At 64.4% G+C, this 16,039-nt stretch carries 19 protein-coding genes and 1 tRNA gene; 11 read left to right on the top strand and 9 right to left on the bottom strand.

The window, feature by feature from the left end:
• Positions 1-134 precede the first annotated feature (134 nt).
• The 10 genes from fabF to AC5P68_RS13415 all read left to right on the top strand — a co-directional run bounded on the left by fabF (position 135) and on the right by AC5P68_RS13415 (position 7,668).
• Positions 135-1,397: a beta-ketoacyl-ACP synthase II gene (fabF, locus tag AC5P68_RS13370; protein WP_414498074.1), complete on the top strand. Its 1,263-nt coding sequence runs from the start codon at positions 135-137 to the stop codon at positions 1,395-1,397.
• A 215-nt stretch (positions 1,398-1,612) separates the two neighbouring features.
• The gene (locus AC5P68_RS13375) at positions 1,613-2,977 is read left to right on the top strand and encodes an aminodeoxychorismate synthase component I (protein ID WP_322534810.1); all 1,365 of its coding nucleotides are present in this window, start codon (positions 1,613-1,615) and stop codon (positions 2,975-2,977) included.
• Positions 2,978-3,174: 197 nt separating this feature from the next.
• Entirely contained in the window at positions 3,175-4,236 is a 1,062-nt protein-coding gene (gene mltG, locus AC5P68_RS13380; RefSeq protein WP_099527119.1) for an endolytic transglycosylase MltG, read from the top strand.
• A complete protein-coding gene (tmk, locus tag AC5P68_RS13385; RefSeq protein WP_111117991.1) occupies positions 4,233-4,898 on the top strand; it encodes a dTMP kinase in 666 nt (221 codons plus the stop codon). Before mltG ends, tmk begins: the two co-directional genes overlap by 4 nt.
• The gene (locus AC5P68_RS13390; RefSeq protein ID WP_005412451.1) at positions 4,895-5,851 is read left to right on the top strand and encodes a DNA polymerase III subunit delta'; all 957 of its coding nucleotides are present in this window, start codon (positions 4,895-4,897) and stop codon (positions 5,849-5,851) included. The genes tmk and AC5P68_RS13390 overlap by 4 nt, the downstream gene beginning before the upstream one ends.
• Entirely contained in the window at positions 5,848-6,201 is a 354-nt protein-coding gene (locus AC5P68_RS13395; RefSeq protein WP_005412452.1) for a PilZ domain-containing protein, read from the top strand. Before AC5P68_RS13390 ends, AC5P68_RS13395 begins: the two co-directional genes overlap by 4 nt.
• Before the next feature lie 113 nt (positions 6,202-6,314).
• Positions 6,315-6,389, top strand: a tRNA-Val gene (locus AC5P68_RS13400).
• Positions 6,390-6,530: 141 nt separating this feature from the next.
• Positions 6,531-6,737: a YegP family protein gene (locus AC5P68_RS13405; protein ID WP_414498049.1), complete on the top strand. Its 207-nt coding sequence runs from the start codon at positions 6,531-6,533 to the stop codon at positions 6,735-6,737.
• A gap of 145 nt (positions 6,738-6,882) precedes the next feature.
• Positions 6,883-7,029 (top strand): DUF4224 domain-containing protein, encoded by a 147-nt coding sequence (locus AC5P68_RS13410; RefSeq protein ID WP_495203756.1) that lies wholly within the window; start codon positions 6,883-6,885, stop codon positions 7,027-7,029.
• A gap of 75 nt (positions 7,030-7,104) precedes the next feature.
• Positions 7,105-7,668 (top strand): hypothetical protein, encoded by a 564-nt coding sequence (locus tag AC5P68_RS13415; RefSeq protein WP_495217031.1) that lies wholly within the window; start codon positions 7,105-7,107, stop codon positions 7,666-7,668.
• On the opposite strand, the gene AC5P68_RS13420 is transcribed toward AC5P68_RS13415, so the two are convergent.
• The 5 genes from AC5P68_RS13420 to AC5P68_RS13440 form a co-directional block, all read right to left on the bottom strand.
• On the bottom strand, positions 7,669-7,836 hold the full coding sequence (locus tag AC5P68_RS13420) for a helix-turn-helix transcriptional regulator (protein ID WP_414498047.1): 168 nt from the start codon (positions 7,834-7,836) through the stop codon (positions 7,669-7,671).
• Positions 7,837-8,114: 278 nt separating this feature from the next.
• Positions 8,115-8,693 carry a hypothetical protein gene (locus tag AC5P68_RS13425; RefSeq protein WP_414498046.1) on the bottom strand — a complete coding sequence of 193 codons (579 nt, stop codon included), beginning with the start codon at positions 8,691-8,693 and terminating at the stop codon, positions 8,115-8,117.
• A 223-nt stretch (positions 8,694-8,916) separates the two neighbouring features.
• A complete protein-coding gene (locus tag AC5P68_RS13430) occupies positions 8,917-9,645 on the bottom strand; it encodes a hypothetical protein (protein ID WP_414498045.1) in 729 nt (242 codons plus the stop codon).
• A 198-nt stretch (positions 9,646-9,843) separates the two neighbouring features.
• Positions 9,844-10,410 (bottom strand): hypothetical protein, encoded by a 567-nt coding sequence (locus tag AC5P68_RS13435; protein ID WP_414498044.1) that lies wholly within the window; start codon positions 10,408-10,410, stop codon positions 9,844-9,846.
• A gap of 52 nt (positions 10,411-10,462) precedes the next feature.
• Positions 10,463-10,870 (bottom strand): hypothetical protein, encoded by a 408-nt coding sequence (locus AC5P68_RS13440; protein WP_414498043.1) that lies wholly within the window; start codon positions 10,868-10,870, stop codon positions 10,463-10,465.
• Positions 10,871-11,431: 561 nt separating this feature from the next.
• Here AC5P68_RS13440 and AC5P68_RS13445 point away from each other — a divergent pair.
• Positions 11,432-11,812: a tautomerase family protein gene (locus AC5P68_RS13445; protein ID WP_106549828.1), complete on the top strand. Its 381-nt coding sequence runs from the start codon at positions 11,432-11,434 to the stop codon at positions 11,810-11,812.
• A 31-nt stretch (positions 11,813-11,843) separates the two neighbouring features.
• Here the strand turns inward: AC5P68_RS13445 and AC5P68_RS13450 are convergent, their stop codons facing one another.
• The 4 genes from AC5P68_RS13450 to AC5P68_RS13465 are packed head-to-tail and all read right to left on the bottom strand — an operon-like array spanning position 11,844 to position 16,024.
• On the bottom strand, positions 11,844-12,917 hold the full coding sequence (locus tag AC5P68_RS13450; RefSeq protein ID WP_414498042.1) for a phage late control D family protein: 1,074 nt from the start codon (positions 12,915-12,917) through the stop codon (positions 11,844-11,846).
• Positions 12,908-13,123 (bottom strand): tail protein X, encoded by a 216-nt coding sequence (locus AC5P68_RS13455; protein ID WP_049430174.1) that lies wholly within the window; start codon positions 13,121-13,123, stop codon positions 12,908-12,910. Before AC5P68_RS13455 ends, AC5P68_RS13450 begins: the two co-directional genes overlap by 10 nt.
• Complete coding sequence (locus AC5P68_RS13460; protein ID WP_414498041.1) at positions 13,107-13,574, bottom strand: phage tail protein; 468 nt, start codon at positions 13,572-13,574, stop codon at positions 13,107-13,109. Before AC5P68_RS13460 ends, AC5P68_RS13455 begins: the two co-directional genes overlap by 17 nt.
• A gap of 2 nt (positions 13,575-13,576) precedes the next feature.
• On the bottom strand, positions 13,577-16,024 hold the full coding sequence (locus AC5P68_RS13465; protein WP_414498040.1) for a phage tail tape measure protein: 2,448 nt from the start codon (positions 16,022-16,024) through the stop codon (positions 13,577-13,579).
• Between the last annotated feature and the right edge of the window lie 15 nt (positions 16,025-16,039).

Here is a 16,039-nt window from a genome sequence, read left to right on the forward strand (position 1 = left end):
GCAGTGCGCGTGCAGGTATTTCCTTGCCGCGCACCGCACCCCATGGGGCCGCTGTTGCGGCCCCGTGTGTTTGAGCATCACATCGAAGCAAACCGAGTTGCCCGTAGAAATCATCCGGGTCAGGAGAAACAGCAATGAAGCGTCGCGTCGTCGTAACCGGCCTGGGTATCGTCTCGCCGTTGGGCAATGATCTGGCCAGCAGCTGGGAAGGCATCACCCACGGTCGTTCGGGCATCGGTCCGCTGACCAACGTTGCTGATGCCTACGTGGATCGGTTCACCACCAAGATTGCAGGTGAGGTCAAGGGATTCGACATCACCGCCGACAATGAACTGTTCGGCAAGTTCCGGGTCAGCGGCAAGGATGCCAAGAAGATGGACCCGTTCATCCATTACGGCCTCGGTGCCTCGTTCATGGCCCTGCATGATTCGGGCCTGGAGATCACCGACGCCAATGCCGAGCGCATCGGCGCCATCGTCGGCGCCGGCATCGGCGGCCTGCTCGGCATCGAAGAGCAGACCATCGAGTTCCACGAGGGCAAGAAGATCTCGCCCTTCTACGTACCCAAGACCATCATCAACATGCTGCCGGGCCAGCTGAGCATCATCACCGGCCTGAAGGGTCCGTCGTTCTCGGCGGTCTCGGCGTGCGCGACCTCGAACCACTCGATCGGTACCGCGATGCGCATGATCCAGTACGGCGATGCTGACGTGATGGTGGTCGGCGGTGCCGAGCGTGGCTCGTCGCCGACCGCGCTGGGCGGCTTCTGCGCGATGAAGGCCATGAGCACCCGCAACGATGCCCCGGAACAGGCCTCGCGCCCGTGGGACAAGGACCGTGACGGCTTCGTGCTGGGCGACGGCGCCGGCATCCTGATCCTGGAAGAGTACGAGCACGCCAAGGCACGTGGCGCGAAGATCTACTGCGAACTGGCCGGCTTCGGCGCCAGCTCCGACGCGTACCACATGACCGCACCGAGCGAGAACGGCGAAGGCGCCGCGCGCTGCATGGTCATGGCCATGAAGGACGCCGGCGTGACCCCGGAACAGGTGGGTTACCTCAATGCGCACGGCACCTCCACGCCGCTGGGCGACCTGGGCGAGACCATGGCGATGAAGACCGCCTTCGGCGACCACGCCTACAAGATGATGGTCAGCTCCACCAAGTCGATGACCGGCCACCTGCTGGGCGCTGCCGGCGGCGTGGAAGCGATCTTCTCGGTGATGGCACTGCAGGACAACGTCATTCCGCCGACCATCAACCTGGAACAGCCGGGCGAAGGCTGCGACCTGGACTACGTACCGAACGAAGCACGCCAGGCCAAGGTGGAAGTGGTGATGTCCAATGGCTTCGGCTTCGGCGGCACCAACGGCACGCTGATCTTCAAGCGCGTCTGAGTGGTGTTGCGACGTCGCGCCACGCTCGACGTCGCATTGGTAGAGTCGACTGTTAGTCGACTGCTCTTCGCGGGAAGCCAAATTCCCGCGCTGCGCGCGATAGTCGACTGACAGTCGACTCTACCGTTCGGCGTCCGGAGAATCGGATCAACGCCGTGCACCACGGAGCCGCCGCAAGGCGGCTTCCGTGCATCTGAATTCCCGAACTCGCTGCCATGACCCACGCACCGCTGATCCACCCGCTGCCGCACCCGATCGATCTGCTGGCCCTGCAGCAGCACGACCCGGCGCGCTTCCCGCTGCTGATGGAATCCACCGCCTCGGGCACCGCCCAGGGCCGCTGGAGCCTGCTGCTGGTCGCGCAGGGCGATGGCCTGCGGCTGGATGCCGACGGCCAGGTGCGCGACCAGCACGACCTGGTGCAGCCCGGCACGTTCCTGCAGGCACTGGATCGCGCCTGGCAGCATGAGCGCCTGCCGCATGACGGCAGCCACAGCCTGCCGTTCCGCGGCGGCTGGGCGTTGATGCTCGATTACGAAGTGGCCAGCCAGATCGAACCGGTGCTGCCGGCGCGCGCACGCGAGGATGGCCGCCCGACCGCGCTGGCGCTGCGCTGCCCGGCCGCGGTGCTGCATGACCACCACAACGATGCCAGCTTCGTCATCGCCGAAGCCGGCGAGCAGGCGTTGCTGGATGCGCTGGTGGCACTGGCCTCGGCCGCGCTGCCCGAAGCCGGGCAGGGCTGGCAGCCACCGCAGGCGGTCGGCGAGGACGCGCCGCAGCGTTTCACCGATGGCGTGCGCCGGGTGATCGAGTACCTGCGCGCCGGCGACGTGTTCCAAGTGAACCTGTCGCGGCGCTGGAGCGCGCAGTTCGCTGCGCCGGTCAGCCCGCAGGCGCTGTACGCACAGCTGCGTCGTGCCAACCCGGCGCCGTTTGCCGGCCTGTTCAGCGCGCACGGCCGCCATGTGGTCAGTTCCTCGCCGGAGCGGCTGGTGTCGGTGCACGCCGGCCATGCGCAGACCCGTCCGATTGCGGGTACGCGGCCACGCTTCGAAGGCGACGACGATGCCGCGCGCATCCAGGAGCTGGTCGGCCACCCCAAGGAGCGTGCCGAGCACGTGATGCTGATCGACCTGGAGCGCAACGACCTGGGCCGCATCTGCCTGCCGGGCACCGTGGTGGTCGATGAGCTGATGACCGTGGAGAGCTACGCGCACGTGCACCACATCGTCAGCAACGTCAGCGGCCATCTGCGCCCGGAGGTCACGCCCGGCGAGGTGATCGCCGCCACGTTCCCGGGTGGCACCATCACCGGCTGCCCGAAGGTGCGCTGCATGCAGATCATCAGCGAGCTGGAGCAGGTGCCGCGTGGTGCCTACACCGGCGCGTTCGGCTGGCTGAACCGCGATGGCGACCTGGACCTGAACATCCTGATCCGTACCGCCGAAGTGGATGGCCACGAGGTGAGCTTCCGCACCGGCGCCGGCATCGTGGTCGATTCGGACCCGGACAAGGAGCTGGACGAGACCCGCGCCAAGGCCCGCGGCCTGCTGCGCGCACTGGGCCAGCAGGGGTAGTGGCGGCCGCTGGCCGGCAACCTCATTCATCCGCGATCCACGCGATTGCCGGCCAGCGGCCGGCACTACCGGTACCGGCGGGTGCCGTTGTTCCGGTGGGTGCCGACCGTTGGTCGGCACGGCTGCGTGGCCCCGGTCATGACCCCAATCCACCGGCACGGTATCCTGCACGACGGAATCGAGTTCAGAGGTAGTCCATGGCGGGAGCCAAGCGCGGGTGTCTGTTCGTGGTAACGCTGGTGGTGGTGCTGGGCGCCGTCGTGGCCGGCGTGGGCGCGTGGTTCTTCTACCAGCAGACGCGTTTCGCCGATGCCCCGATCACCCCGACCGCCGAGAGCGTGGTCATCGCCAGCGGCGATGGCATGAACAGCGTGCTGCGCAAGCTGCGCGATGCCGGCGTGGACGAGGGCCAGGACGCCCAGTGGCAGTTGCTGGCGCGCCAGCTTGATGCCGCCGGCAAGCTGAAGGTGGGCGAGTACGCGCTCAGCGCCGACCTGACCCCGCGCGAACTGCTGCTGCGCATGCGCGCGGGCAAGGTGCTGCAGCACCGCGTCACGATCGTCGAGGGCTGGAACATCCGCCAGCTGCGTGCTGCGCTCAAGCGCGCCGAGCCGCTGCTGCACACCACCGACAATCTTGATGATGCCGCGCTGATGCAGCGCCTCGGCTTCGGTGGCCAGCATCCGGAAGGCCGCTTCCTGCCGGAGACCTATGTCTACCAGCGTGGCGACAGCGATCTGGACGTGCTCAAGCGCGCCCATGCCGCAATGGAAAAGGCGCTGGATGAGGCCTGGGAAAGCCGTGCACCGGACCTGCCGATCAACACGCCCTACGAGCTGTTGACGATGGCCTCGATCATCGAGAAGGAAACCGCGCTGGCCAGCGAACGCCCGCAGATTGCCGGCGTGTTCATGCGCCGCCTGAAGATCGGCATGCGCCTGCAGACCGACCCGACCGTGATCTACGGCCTCGGTGCCGCGTATGACGGCAACATCCGCCGTCGCGACCTGACCACCGATACGCCGTACAACACCTACACCCGTGCCGGCCTGACCCCGACCCCGATCGCGATGCCCAGCCGCGACGCGCTGATGGCCGCCGCGCAACCCGCTGCGGGCGACGCGCTGTACTTCGTCGCCGTGGGCGATGGCAGCGGCGCGCACGTGTTCTCGCCCAGCCTGGACCAGCACAACGCCGCAGTCGCCCGCTACCTGCAGCAGCTGCGCCAGCAACGTACCCAGGAGACCCCGGCGCAATGAGTCCCGCGCTGCTTCGCCACCCGCGTTTTGTCAGCCTGGAAGGCGGCGAGGGCGCGGGCAAGACCACCGCCATCAATGCCATCCGTGACTGCCTGCGCAGCCACGGTCATGAGGTGGTACTGACCCGCGAGCCGGGCGGTACGCCGCTGGCCGAGCGCATCCGTGGCCTGGTGCTGAAACCCGATGCCGAGATCGCCGCCGAACCGCTCAGCGCCGAAGCCGAGCTGCTGCTGGTGTTCGCTGCACGTGCGCAGCATGTGCGCCAGGTGATCCAGCCGGCGCTGCAGCGCGGTGCCTATGTGCTGAGCGATCGTTTCACCGATTCCAGCTATGCCTACCAGGGCGGTGGCCGTGGCCTCGATCCGCAGTGGATTGCCGATCTGGAGCGCCGCGCGGTGGGCCTGCTGCCGGGCCTGACCCTGCTGCTGGACGTGGACGTGGCCGTCGGCCGGGCACGCGCCAATGGCCGTGATCTGTGGCCGGACCGCATCGAGAGCGAACAGGATGATTTCTTCCAGCGCGTGCGCGAAGTGTTCCGCAGCCGTGCGCAGCAGGATCCGCAGCGCTTCGCGTTGATCGACGCCGGCCAGATACAGGCGCGCGTCGCCGCTGATGTAGTTGCGCGTGTCGAGCGCTGGCTGCAGGACGGGGAGGGCGCATGAGCACGTTTTCGCCCTGGCAGCAGCGCGCGTTCGACCAGACCGTGGCCGCGCTCGATGCGGGTCGCCTCGGCCATGGCCTGCTGATCTGCGGGCCGGCCGGGCTGGGCAAGCGTGAGGTGGCGTTGGCGTTGGCTGACCACGTGCTGGCGCGCGGGGATGCCGCGCACGCCACGCGCACGCGCCAGCTGATCGCCGCCGGTACCCATCCGGACCTGCAGCTGGTCAGCTTCATTCCGAACAAGAGCGGCGACAAGCTGCGTACCGAGATCGTCATCGAGCAGGTGCGCGAGATCACCGACAAGCTGGCGCTGACCCCGCAGTACGGCGTGGCGCAGGTGGTGATCGTGGACCCGGCCGATGCGATCAACCGCTCGGCCGCCAACGCGCTGCTGAAGACGCTGGAAGAGCCGCAGCCCGGCCGCTACCTGTGGCTGATCAGCAGCGACCCGGCACGCTTGCCGCAGACCATCCGCAGCCGTTGCCAGCGCCTGGAATTCAAGTTGCCGCCGCAGCACGAAGCGCTGGCCTGGCTGCAGCAGCAGGGCCACAGCGAAGCATTGGCGCGCGAAGCGCTGGAGGCCGCCCGCGGCCATCCCGGCCAGGCCGACAACTGGCTGCGCGAAGACGGCCTGAGCCTGCGCCGCGAAGTCGGTCGAGATCTGGAACAGCTGGCCGCCGGCAAGACCGGCGCGGTGGAGCTGGCGCAGAAGTGGTGTGGTGACGACAACGCGGCGCTGCGCCTGCGCTTTGCCGCCGACCTGGCGCTGGCCCAGGCCAGCACCGATGCCTTGACCACGCCGGAGCGATTGCACAAGCTTGCAGCCTGGTTCGATGCGGCCAACCGCACCCGCGACCTGCTGCGCACCACGGTGCGTGCAGACCTTGCGGTGGTCGAGTTGCTGCTGGCCTGGAACAAGGTGAACGAGCGGCCTGCCGCAAGGGGAAATCGATGAGTGCCAGCAACGCCCGCCAGGGCATCCTGTCCCTGGCCGTGAAGGACAAAGCCGCGCTGTACAGCGCGTACATGCCGTTCGTGAAGAACGGCGGCATCTTCGTGCCCACGCCCAAGCGCTACTTCCTGGGCGACGAAGTGTTCCTGCTGCTGACCCTGCCCGATTCCAGCGAGCGCCTGCCGGTGGCCGGCAAAGTGATCTGGGTGACCCCGGCCGGCGCGCAGGGCAACCGCACCGCCGGCATCGGCGTGCAGCTGGCCGACGGCGCCGAAGGCGAGGGCGTACGCCACAAGATCGAGACCCTGCTGGCCGGCCTGACCGGTTCGGACAAGCCGACCCATACGATGTGAGGTAGCGCCGGGCGATGCCCGGCGGCGGCCCTCGAAACACCCGTGAACACGAATGTGAAAAACTGTTGACGGCCTCTGAAAAGCCCCTATAATGAGCGGCTCAGCAACACACCGGGCGGTTAGCTCAGCGGTAGAGCATTGCCTTCACACGGCAAGGGTCACAGGTTCGATCCCTGTACCGCCCACCAATACAATCAATGTGTTGCGACGAAACCGGCCTAGAGCCGGTTTTTTCGTAAGTGCAGGGTAAGTGCAGCACCGCTGCTCGACCATGGTTTTCTGCGTATTCTCCCGGTGGGCAGTCCGCCCAACCGACAAGGAAACGAGCCATGGCTGAGGGTGCTGAGCAGTTCGTGCTTTACAAGGATTCCGCCAACGAATGGCGATGGACGCTGTACGGCAAGAACGACAAGACAATTGCCGACAGTGCTGAGGGGTACAAGAACAAGGCGGACTGCCTGCACGGTGCCAGACTTGTGGCTGCGATTCCTCGCGAGACTTCCATCTGGAACGGTCACGAGAAAAAGTGGGAATAGAGTCTGCAATCTTTGGGGCCGGGGACGATCCGGCCCCATGTCAGCCTCAATATCAGCTGAGAAAATTGTTCCGATGCCAGCCCAGCTCTGTCTATGCCGTGATGAAATTCGCGACCTCTGTCGCACTCCCCAACGCGCGCGCTAGGTGCGATTCCTGCAACAAAATGGGATCCGGCATTACGTTGACGCCTATGGTTGGCCGGTCGTGCTGCAATCTGCGGTTGGAGAGCCTGTGCAGAAGCAGGAGTCGATCACCTTGCCATGGGTCTCCAACAAGATGAAGGGCCTGTAGTCGCGCCGTGCGCTCCACGCTGGAGAGCTATTCATGACTTGGGCTGGTAGCATCTCGCTGAATCAAGGGGGGGTCATGAGTCAGGAGCAGTATCAGGAGCAGTCAACGCAGCCTCTCTCACCTGAGCTGGTACAGGTGTTGGGCGACTTGCACATTCGTCTCTCCAATGTGGAGGAGATGCTTGTCAAAGCGCAGCAGATTCAGGCCAAGCCAAGCGAAGATGAGCGCCGCAAGCGCACGCAGGAATACATCGAGCGCGATGAAAAGAGCAATGAGACCTACGCGCAGATAATCCTGGCCATTGGCTATGCAGGAATGTTCACCTTATGGGTGCAATTGAAAGACTCGATTCCGGCTTGGTATTACTTCTTCACGGGTCTTCTTGCACTTATTTCTGTGTCGACGTTCGTGATCTACGAGATCATCAAGGTTGGATTGGCGAGCTACGCAAACACCAAATGGGCTGAGGATGCAGACCTTGATGCCTGGTGGCGCCAGCGGATGAAGTACGACGAGATTGGCCGGAAGCTCTGGAAGTACTTCTACTTCCCCTGCTTTGCAACCGGAACCGCTGCTGCCGCGCTGCTTGGGATGCGATTACTATGGAACTGCCTCAAGGCGGCCTTGATCTTTGTGTAGCTAGCCGTCTCGGCGAAGCCCATCGATCCAATCCTCAATGTCGCTTTCGAGCCGAGCTACCATCGCATCACCGAGGCGGACCGGCGGAGGGAACTGTCCGCGTTTGATCCAGTCGTAGATGGTGGTTTTGGGTAGGCTCGTCCGTTCCTCGCCCTCTGCCCGTCGCAACAGACGCCGCGGTAGTGGTTGGGTGTCCGGTGGCTCAGCCCTCTGGGTGCCGGCTGTTGCCGGCTACTTTCATGCTTGGCGATCGCGACACGCGCGGCGATGTCCTCGATCAGGATGTCAATCAGCTCATGGAAGGCGAACTACAGGCGGGCAGCACGCTTGGCGGTCATGGGATGTCCCTGGCGAGTGGAACCTCATGATGCCCCCACGTGCGTCCGGTATCTGCAGAACTGGCGGATGGCCAATGGCCGGAAACAGGGGAGGGCGGGATGATCCGCTCAGTCTTCGACATGCACCAGGCGGTAGCCGCGATAGCCTCGGTGCTTGAGATCCAGCTGGATAAGCTCGTTGTAAAGATTCTTGGTGCGATAGATGTAACCATCCAGAATCACGTGATCGTCGGGATCATCGTTGCGCGAATCAGTGTATTTGATCGCCCCGTCGTGATACTCGGCAATTCGAACGGCCATCTCACGAAGCTCGAGCCAAATTGGGAGATAGGCAGCAACAGGAAGTATTTCAAGGCTGAGTTCCATTGCACCGTCTGCAATAGACTTCCACTCCGCTTTGTGTCCCCACATCTCGAGTCCACGTCTGCCGCTGTCGCTTGCCATGCTTTCCCTGAGGCTCTCGGCCCGCCCCAAAAGGTACTGGGCAAACACGAGAAACTGATCTGCGGATTCCTTCTTCTTCTGGGCATCGATCCACCGTGGAACGAAAGCTGTTGCAAGGATGGCGACAACGGACATAACGGCTTGAACCCATGCCGGCCAATCGATCTGATCGGTTGGACGCTGCTGCGGAGGGTTGTTGCTCATAAGTGCCCATACGAAAAAGGCTCCGGCGAGAAACGTCATGGTCGCCACGACTACCCAGTCTCTGTCACTCCTTCCGTGCTTCATGGCTTCCTCCCATCGTCGGGTGGGATTCTACTGCTATGGGAGTACGCATGAGGCGCGGACGATCCACCGGGGACAAAACCAAAACCCAGCTGACTAGGCTTGAAGTGATCAAGGATGCCGATCCGTCGGCTAGTCAATATGGACGGCATCGACCTGGTAGTGAAGGGGCATTACGCTTCTATCGCGCGGCGCCGGTCCAGAGTTCCCACATCGCCTGCGCGTTGGCTTCCATGATTCGGTAATCGCCTGCATCCACTCCCACAAACAGACGAAACTCAGCCGCGAATCTAGCGGCCATGACCGTGCATTCCGCAGCGTGTTGGGCGAGTAGGGAAAGTTCTTTCAGGTCTCCGCTGTAGCGAAGTTGTGCGCCGCCAGCTGCAGGACTGGTGGAGGTAACACTGCAGTGATTCTGGACGCGAGATGCGATCGTGTTCAGAGCCTGGCAGTTGCCAATCAGCCTAGCGAGATCTGCGCCAAGTAGATCGGGAAGGTTATGGATCCTGTCCAGCACCGAAACCGAGGTTGGGGTCAAATTGGCCTGAGCTTCGCCCAGCGCAGCTCTGAACTTGACCAGATCCCTTACGCTGGGCCCATCTTCGATGGTGAGGGATTCGGCCAGCATGCGGCAAATCATGTCCAATCGCGCCGGAAGCGATCCAATCTCGGTCAGCAGTAGCCGGCCGATGACGCGCGCGTTTCCTTCACGCAGCGCGACCGTTTCGTCGTGCTGCTGCTGAGCGATTCCCTTCGACTGTTCTGCGATCTCTGCTGCCTTCCTGGAAGTTCTGTTTGCTGCAATCGCGACAAACACTGTCGCCGTTGCTGCTCCAAGCCCCATGACGACAGCCGCCCAATCGGCGAGGTTTCCCCAATCCACTGCTAGCGGACAAATCACCATCACCACTTCCCCCCGTCCATGTTGGAGCGCATTCTGCCATGACTAGGCCTAAGCAAAGGCGGCAATCAAAGGAAGGCCCGCTTAGTCTTAAGGATGGGTCTGTCACCTCTCGCTGGCATGAGAAACGGCGCGGCAACTGCCGGTATTGTTCCCGACACCGTCGGCTGGTCTGGCGCGGCCCATCAAACCGCGCGGAGAAGTCGTTCAGTGAAGCCTGGGGCTACTAGCCGGGGGCATCGGAGTCGGCGGTGCCTCGCCCTTTTCCATCACGCAGATGCCGGCTTGCACGACCGCCAGCAGACGACGGCCCACTTCGGCATTGCCGCTGGTCAGTTCCATCTCGCCTTCAAAGCACAGATCGGCCAACCACTCGTGCGCCTGCTGCATCCCGCGCTTGCGGACCCGGCGGAACTCCGCGAGCAGCTTCGCCTGCCCGACCTCCTGCTCACCATCGGCAAGCTGGCCGATGGCACCGCCATGCGCCGTGCGCCAGAGGGCCGGCAGCGGGCGACCGTTCGCGTCCACCACGTCTGCCGCGAACTGCGCGCAGTACATTTCGTAGCGCTTGCCCGCTGTGCTGCGGGGCACGATGCCGGCCTGGGCGAGCAAGCGTTCGGCTTCATCCAGTTTGCTGAACTTCAAGCGCAGCAGTGCAGGGCGGCTCAGCTGTTGTGCCAGCGCCTGCTGGTTGGCGGCGAACCATACGTTCCAGCCTACGCTTGCGCGGCCCTCCAGGGCGGCCATGAAATACTCCAGGTGTTCGGCGTCCATTGCAGTCCCCTGCGTTTCCTGCGCGATTGTAGCGGGAGCGTATCCGAGCCGCTCAGGCGTCGCCGCCGGAGAGGCAGTGATGCGCCTCGCGCACCAGTTGCCGTGCCGCCACGATCAGTCCGTCGGTATGAAAGGCACCCAATTGTTCGTCCGGGCCACTCTCGGCACGTGCCCGGTCGGCGGCCTGCAGCAGATCGAGCACTGCGCTGAGCCCGGACATCGAGCGGCGCAGCGAGGCGTGATTGCTGGCGCCGAGGGTGAGGCTGCGGCACGGTTGCCCGTCATCGCCGTCGGCGCAGCTGATGGCGTTGAGGCACGCGAAGAAGGCGGGCGACTGCATGGGCAGGTTCTGTTCCTGCAGGGCGCATTCGATCTCGTGCGCAAGGTCTTCAGGCACGTCGGTGGCGATGTTGCCGATCAGGGCGTGCAGGCGGGGATGGATGGCGGTGCGGTTGGTCATGGCGAAACCCTCACTGGCGTAGGTCCACCTTCCGGAGTGAAGGTGGCGGACGGTGCGGGTTGGCGTACCGGGGCAAACACAACGGAGTGAAAAATCACCCGGCGGATCGAGTGATCCCCACACACCGCCCGCCATTGAGAGCAGTCGGTGCATTCTTGCGGTTGCGTCGTTCTGCGCAACCTGCTCGTCATGTTTGCTTTTTCGAGACGCCAATCCCGGCCCAGGCAATCTGCCTAGGCCCGGGGATCATCGGATCGCAGAATCACATCGGTCTGTAAGGAAAGTTCTCAACTTTCCCCAGGCAGGCCAGACGTTTCCCGTTGTGTGCCGTCCAACACCTGCGAGTAGTGCGGCGCGTCACTGATGGCGCAAATCGCCGCCCATGCCGACCGTGCGCATGACGTCTGCGGGGCCGCGTCGCCATGCCAATCACGTCACCTCGCGCGGGAGAGGGGGCATGTCACGAATGAAGGCAGAGGGTTCCATCCCTGTTCTGTTCCGCCACCCCGGGCAGGCGTAGTCTCAGCCTGTCACCGTACCCATCCACGCCGGAGTGCCACCATGCCGCTCGCCCGCATCGATCTTCGCAAAGGTAAATCCGCCGACTACCTGCAACGTGTCGGCGAAACCATCTACCAGGCCATGCGCGCGGTGGGCGTGCCGGAAAACGATCGCTTCCAGATCTTCCAGGAACACGAGCCCGGCACGCTGATCTACGACGCCAGCTACCTGGGCGTGGACCGCACCGACGATTTCATCTGCATCCAGATCACCTGGAACGAAGGGCGCACGCTGGAGCAGAAGAAGGCGCTGTATGCCGGCATCGCCGAGGGATTGCACGCGGCGGTGGGCATTCGCCGCGAGGATGTGTTCATCAACCTGGTGGAAGTGAAGAAGGAGAATTGGTCGTTCGGGAATGGGGTTGCGCAGTACGTGAGTTGATGCGCGAAAAGCATCCACGCATGGCGTGGATCTACACCTCGCTGCCGACCTGCTCGCCTTCGGTGGCTGCCGCACTACTGGCCGCCTTCACTGCGTCGGCGCTGTTGGGTTGTTCGCACTCGATGCTGGTCACGTAGCCGTCGTGGCTGATGTTGTGCTCGGCACGCTTGACCAGCCACTGCCCATCCACGCCATCGCGGAAGCCCTGCATCACCACCGTGGCTTCGGCCATCAGCGTCTCGCGGCCGGGCAACGTGTAGCTCAGCGTACGCGTCTGCCGGGCCTGTTCCTGGTGCTTGGCACGCGCTGCAGCTTCGGCGGCTTCGCGGTCGGCGTAGGCCATGCGCAGGCGCACGATCGGTTCACCGCTGCCCAGCTTCACTTCCTGGCGCGTGGCACCGCGTACATCGCGATAGTAGGCGATGGTGGTGCCGGTCTTCTCGCGCGAGACGATGCTCACCTTGTAGCCACTGCCATCGGCCGGGGTCAGGGTGACGTCGGGAATGCGCTCACCGCTGGCACTGGTGGATTCACCTCGCTTGACGAACATCAGGCGACCGCCGCCCGGCTTGGCGATGGCGTCATGCTGCTTGGCCAGGCGCAGCAGCAGGTTCATGTCCGACTCCTGCGACTGCACCGTCAACGGCAGCGCGATCGATGCAAGCGACCCGCTCACGGCAGCCTCCATTCCGTGTTCGCCGGCCATGCGTTGCACCATGCCGCCGATGGTCGTGCCCTTCTTCCAGGTGCGCGTCTTCTGCGTCTGCAGATCGTTCTTGCCGCCCTTGCTGGCCTCGAACGGCGCCGCGCGGGCACGCAGGGTCATGCTGCCCGGGTAGCCGGAAATCTCCACTTCGTCGCAGATGTACAGGCCCATGCGCCGTACTTCACCGTCGTAGCCGATGAAGGCTTCCAGCTCTGCGCCTGCCGGCGGCAGCTGGATCGGATCGGAAGGATCATGGTCGGCCAGCTGCAGTTCCAGCATGTCCGAGTTGTTATCGGTCTCGTCGGTGATCCGCAGCGACTTGAAGCGCGACCTGATGGTGTCGGTGATGTCCTGGTTGTTGGCCACCACGCGGAAGGCCGGTGTGATGTTCAGTCCCACAGGGCCACTCCCTTGCGCTCGTTTGCCGGGCGCTGCACATCGGGCAGGGTGATCGCCATGCCCGCGGGCAGTACCGCGCCGCGTGCGGCAAGGCCCGGGTTGGCGTCGAATACCGCGCGCAGGATGGCCGGTGATTGTTCGCCATAGTGCGTGTACGCGATGCGGTCGACGACGTCGCCGTCGCGGGTGTTATACGTTCGTGCCATCGCTGTGCTTCCGCAGGGAGAGGGTGAATTCGTGCCGTTGGATTCCAGCATCGGCAGTGAAACCGGAGGCAGTGGCGTCGATCTTGTCGATGACCCACAGCCCCAGGTTCCCACCCTTGCCGGTCAGCAACCGCTGTGGCTTGCCCTGAGCGGCCAGCTTGCGCAGCTGCGAGAGCTCATTGCCGGCACCGCGGAACCCATAGTGGATGACGCCAGGCAGCGTCATGCTGGCCTTGCCGGGCCCGGTGTACTGCAGCGCAGCCATCTGGCCGATGCGTTCCTGCGCTGCCCAGCCATACTCGTTGCTCTGCTGGATGTCCTGGAACACGGCGGTGTTGAGGCTGAACTTGAAGCCGCCCAGCATCAGCAGCACCGGAGCGTTGCCGGAATCGTTGGCTTTGAACTGCGACAGCAGCTTGTCCACTGTGCCGGTTACGAACTCGCGCTTCATGCTCAATTCCTGTCTGCAAGGCCACCACGGGCGGCAACCGCGTTGCGACGCTGCAGTTCGTCGGCGGTGCGACGTGCTACGGATTCGCTGGATTCACCCGGTTGCTGGTGGATGGTGATGTTGTTGGTCTGTTGTTGCTGCACGGTGGTGGGTGCACGGGTGGTGGGCGAGGGCATGGCCGGTGCAGTGCGTCCCTGCGCACCGCTCAGCTCAGCCATGCGTCGGTTCAAGCCATCGTTGCTGTCGGTGCCGACGGCATATGCGACCCGTGCCATGTCACCAATGCCACCACCACCGCGCGCCTTCATGCTGCTGTAGATGTTGGCGGCGCCCACTGCGGTCTGCAGCCCGCCCTCGGCCACACCCAGTGCCTTGTCCTTGGCCGCGCCCACGCCGCCGCCGAGCTTGTCCATGAACCAGCCAACGCCTTCAATGACCGGCTTGAGCTTCTCCAGGATGCGGTCGAACGCAGCCGTTGCCTTCTCGCTGATCGACTCCCAGATGCTACCGAGCGTCTCGCTGATGAAACCGGCGACGGTGCCGAGCATCTCGCCCAGCCACACCACTGCCCCCACCACACCGCCGATGACCTGGATGACCAGCCGGAAGTTGGTCAGCAGCGCCTCGCCTACCAGTGAGCCGATCTGGCCGACGCGTGACAGTTCGTTGCCGGTGTACTGCGCCGGTTCCAGCATCTTCGACAGCCAATCCCAGGCCTGCCCGATCAGCCCGCTCATGACTTCCCAGGCAGGGCGCAGCGGTTCGACCGCGCGCATCAGTTCCCCCATCGCCGCGGTGCCTGCACCGCTGAGACCTTCCCAGACGCCGCCCAGGAACGCCTTGATCGGCTCCCAGTACTTGCGCACCAGCAGGGCGCCGGCGGTGATGGCGGCGACCGCAAGAGCGATGGGGCCACCACCGATGGCACCGACGGCGGTAGCGACGATGCGGAAGCCCGATGCCAGGCGCATGGCCATCGGCCCGAAGCGTCCCATCTGGGCCAGCAGGCTGCCGCCCCGGAACAGCTCGAAGGCCTTCTGCGCAGCCAGGATCGGGCCCTGCAGGAAGGTCCAGGCGTAGCGGGCGCCGAGCACCGCGGTGCGCATGCCCAGCATGCCGACCACGATCTGCGTGGTGTTGGCGATCAGCTTCGGATTTTCCTGCACGAACGAGGTGACCCCGTTCAGCAGTTCGGTGAGCTTGACCGCGGCCTCGCCCACCGCCGGCAGCAACGCGGCACCGAAGGCCTTGGACAGGTTGTCCACGGCGATCTTGGCGCCCTCGATCTTCTGCGGGTCGGTCTGCATCGCAGCGGCATAGGCTGCATCGGTGGTGCCCGCCGATCCATTCAGCGCCTTGTCGCGGACACGCACGTAGGTGTCCCAGTTCTCGATCATCGGCTGGACGAAGTTCTTCGCCTGGGCATCGCCGAACAGTGCGCCGATCTTTTTCTGGTCGCCCGCGGTGGCCCGGATGATCCCCTGCATGGCAGCGTCGAAGGGATTGCCGCCGTCGGTCTGCGCGTCACCGATGATCTTGCGCAGATCCAGATTGAGGCTCTTCTTTGCCTTGTTCTGCAGCTCCGGCGACAGGACGGACGACATGAAGGTCTTCATGTTGCTGGCGGCCTTGTCGGCGCCGCCGGCCGAGTCCAGCGTAGCCTGCAGGGCGGCGCCGAGGGTCGCGGCCGCCGAGGTGCCCCGCAGCTTCATCGCTTCGAATGACGAGCCCAGGGCAGGCAGCACTTCAGCCATGTCCTTCAGGCCCAGGCCGCCCTGCCGGCTGTTGACGACCAGCACATCCAGCGCGTTCTGCATGCGCGACGGATCGATATCGAACGACTGCTGCAGGGCGGCTGCGGCCTGGGCCACATCATCGATGCTGGCGCCGGTGACGGTGGTGGTCCGCCCGACCGCGCCCAGGCTGGCCTGGGCCGATTGCGCATCCATGCCGGCGTCGATCATCAGCCTGATCGAGCGCTGCAGTGCGTCGGCGCCCTGGTTGGTCGCACGCGACTGTTCCAGGATGGCCTGACCCAAGGCGCTCACCTGGGCTCGGCTGAGGTTGGCCGCCACGCCGATCAGCTGGTTCTGGAGGGCGAAGCCGGAGGCGTTCTCCACCGGCTTGGCCAGCGCGGTAACGGCCGTGCCAAGCGCACCACGTGCCTCGCCGAATGCCGAGCCGAGCTTCTCGCGCTTCTCAAGATTGGCGGTGCGCTTTGCCTCGATGCTCTCCAGTGCCTCTTGCGAGGCACGCAATGCGTCGACCTGGGCACGCATGCGAGCGTATTCCTTGCTCGTCGTGTTCAGACGGGCAAGCCTGCGGTCCAGCAGTGTCATCTCGGTGCCGATGCGCTTGATGCCATCATTGGCGAAGGACAATGCGTCCTTCAGCGATTTGGACACCGAGCCGCCGATCGTGATCGTTGTCGTTTGAACGTTATTGGCCATGTACCGGCAACCCCT

This window comes from Stenotrophomonas sp. YJH_SMC_58 (genome assembly GCF_059369635.1).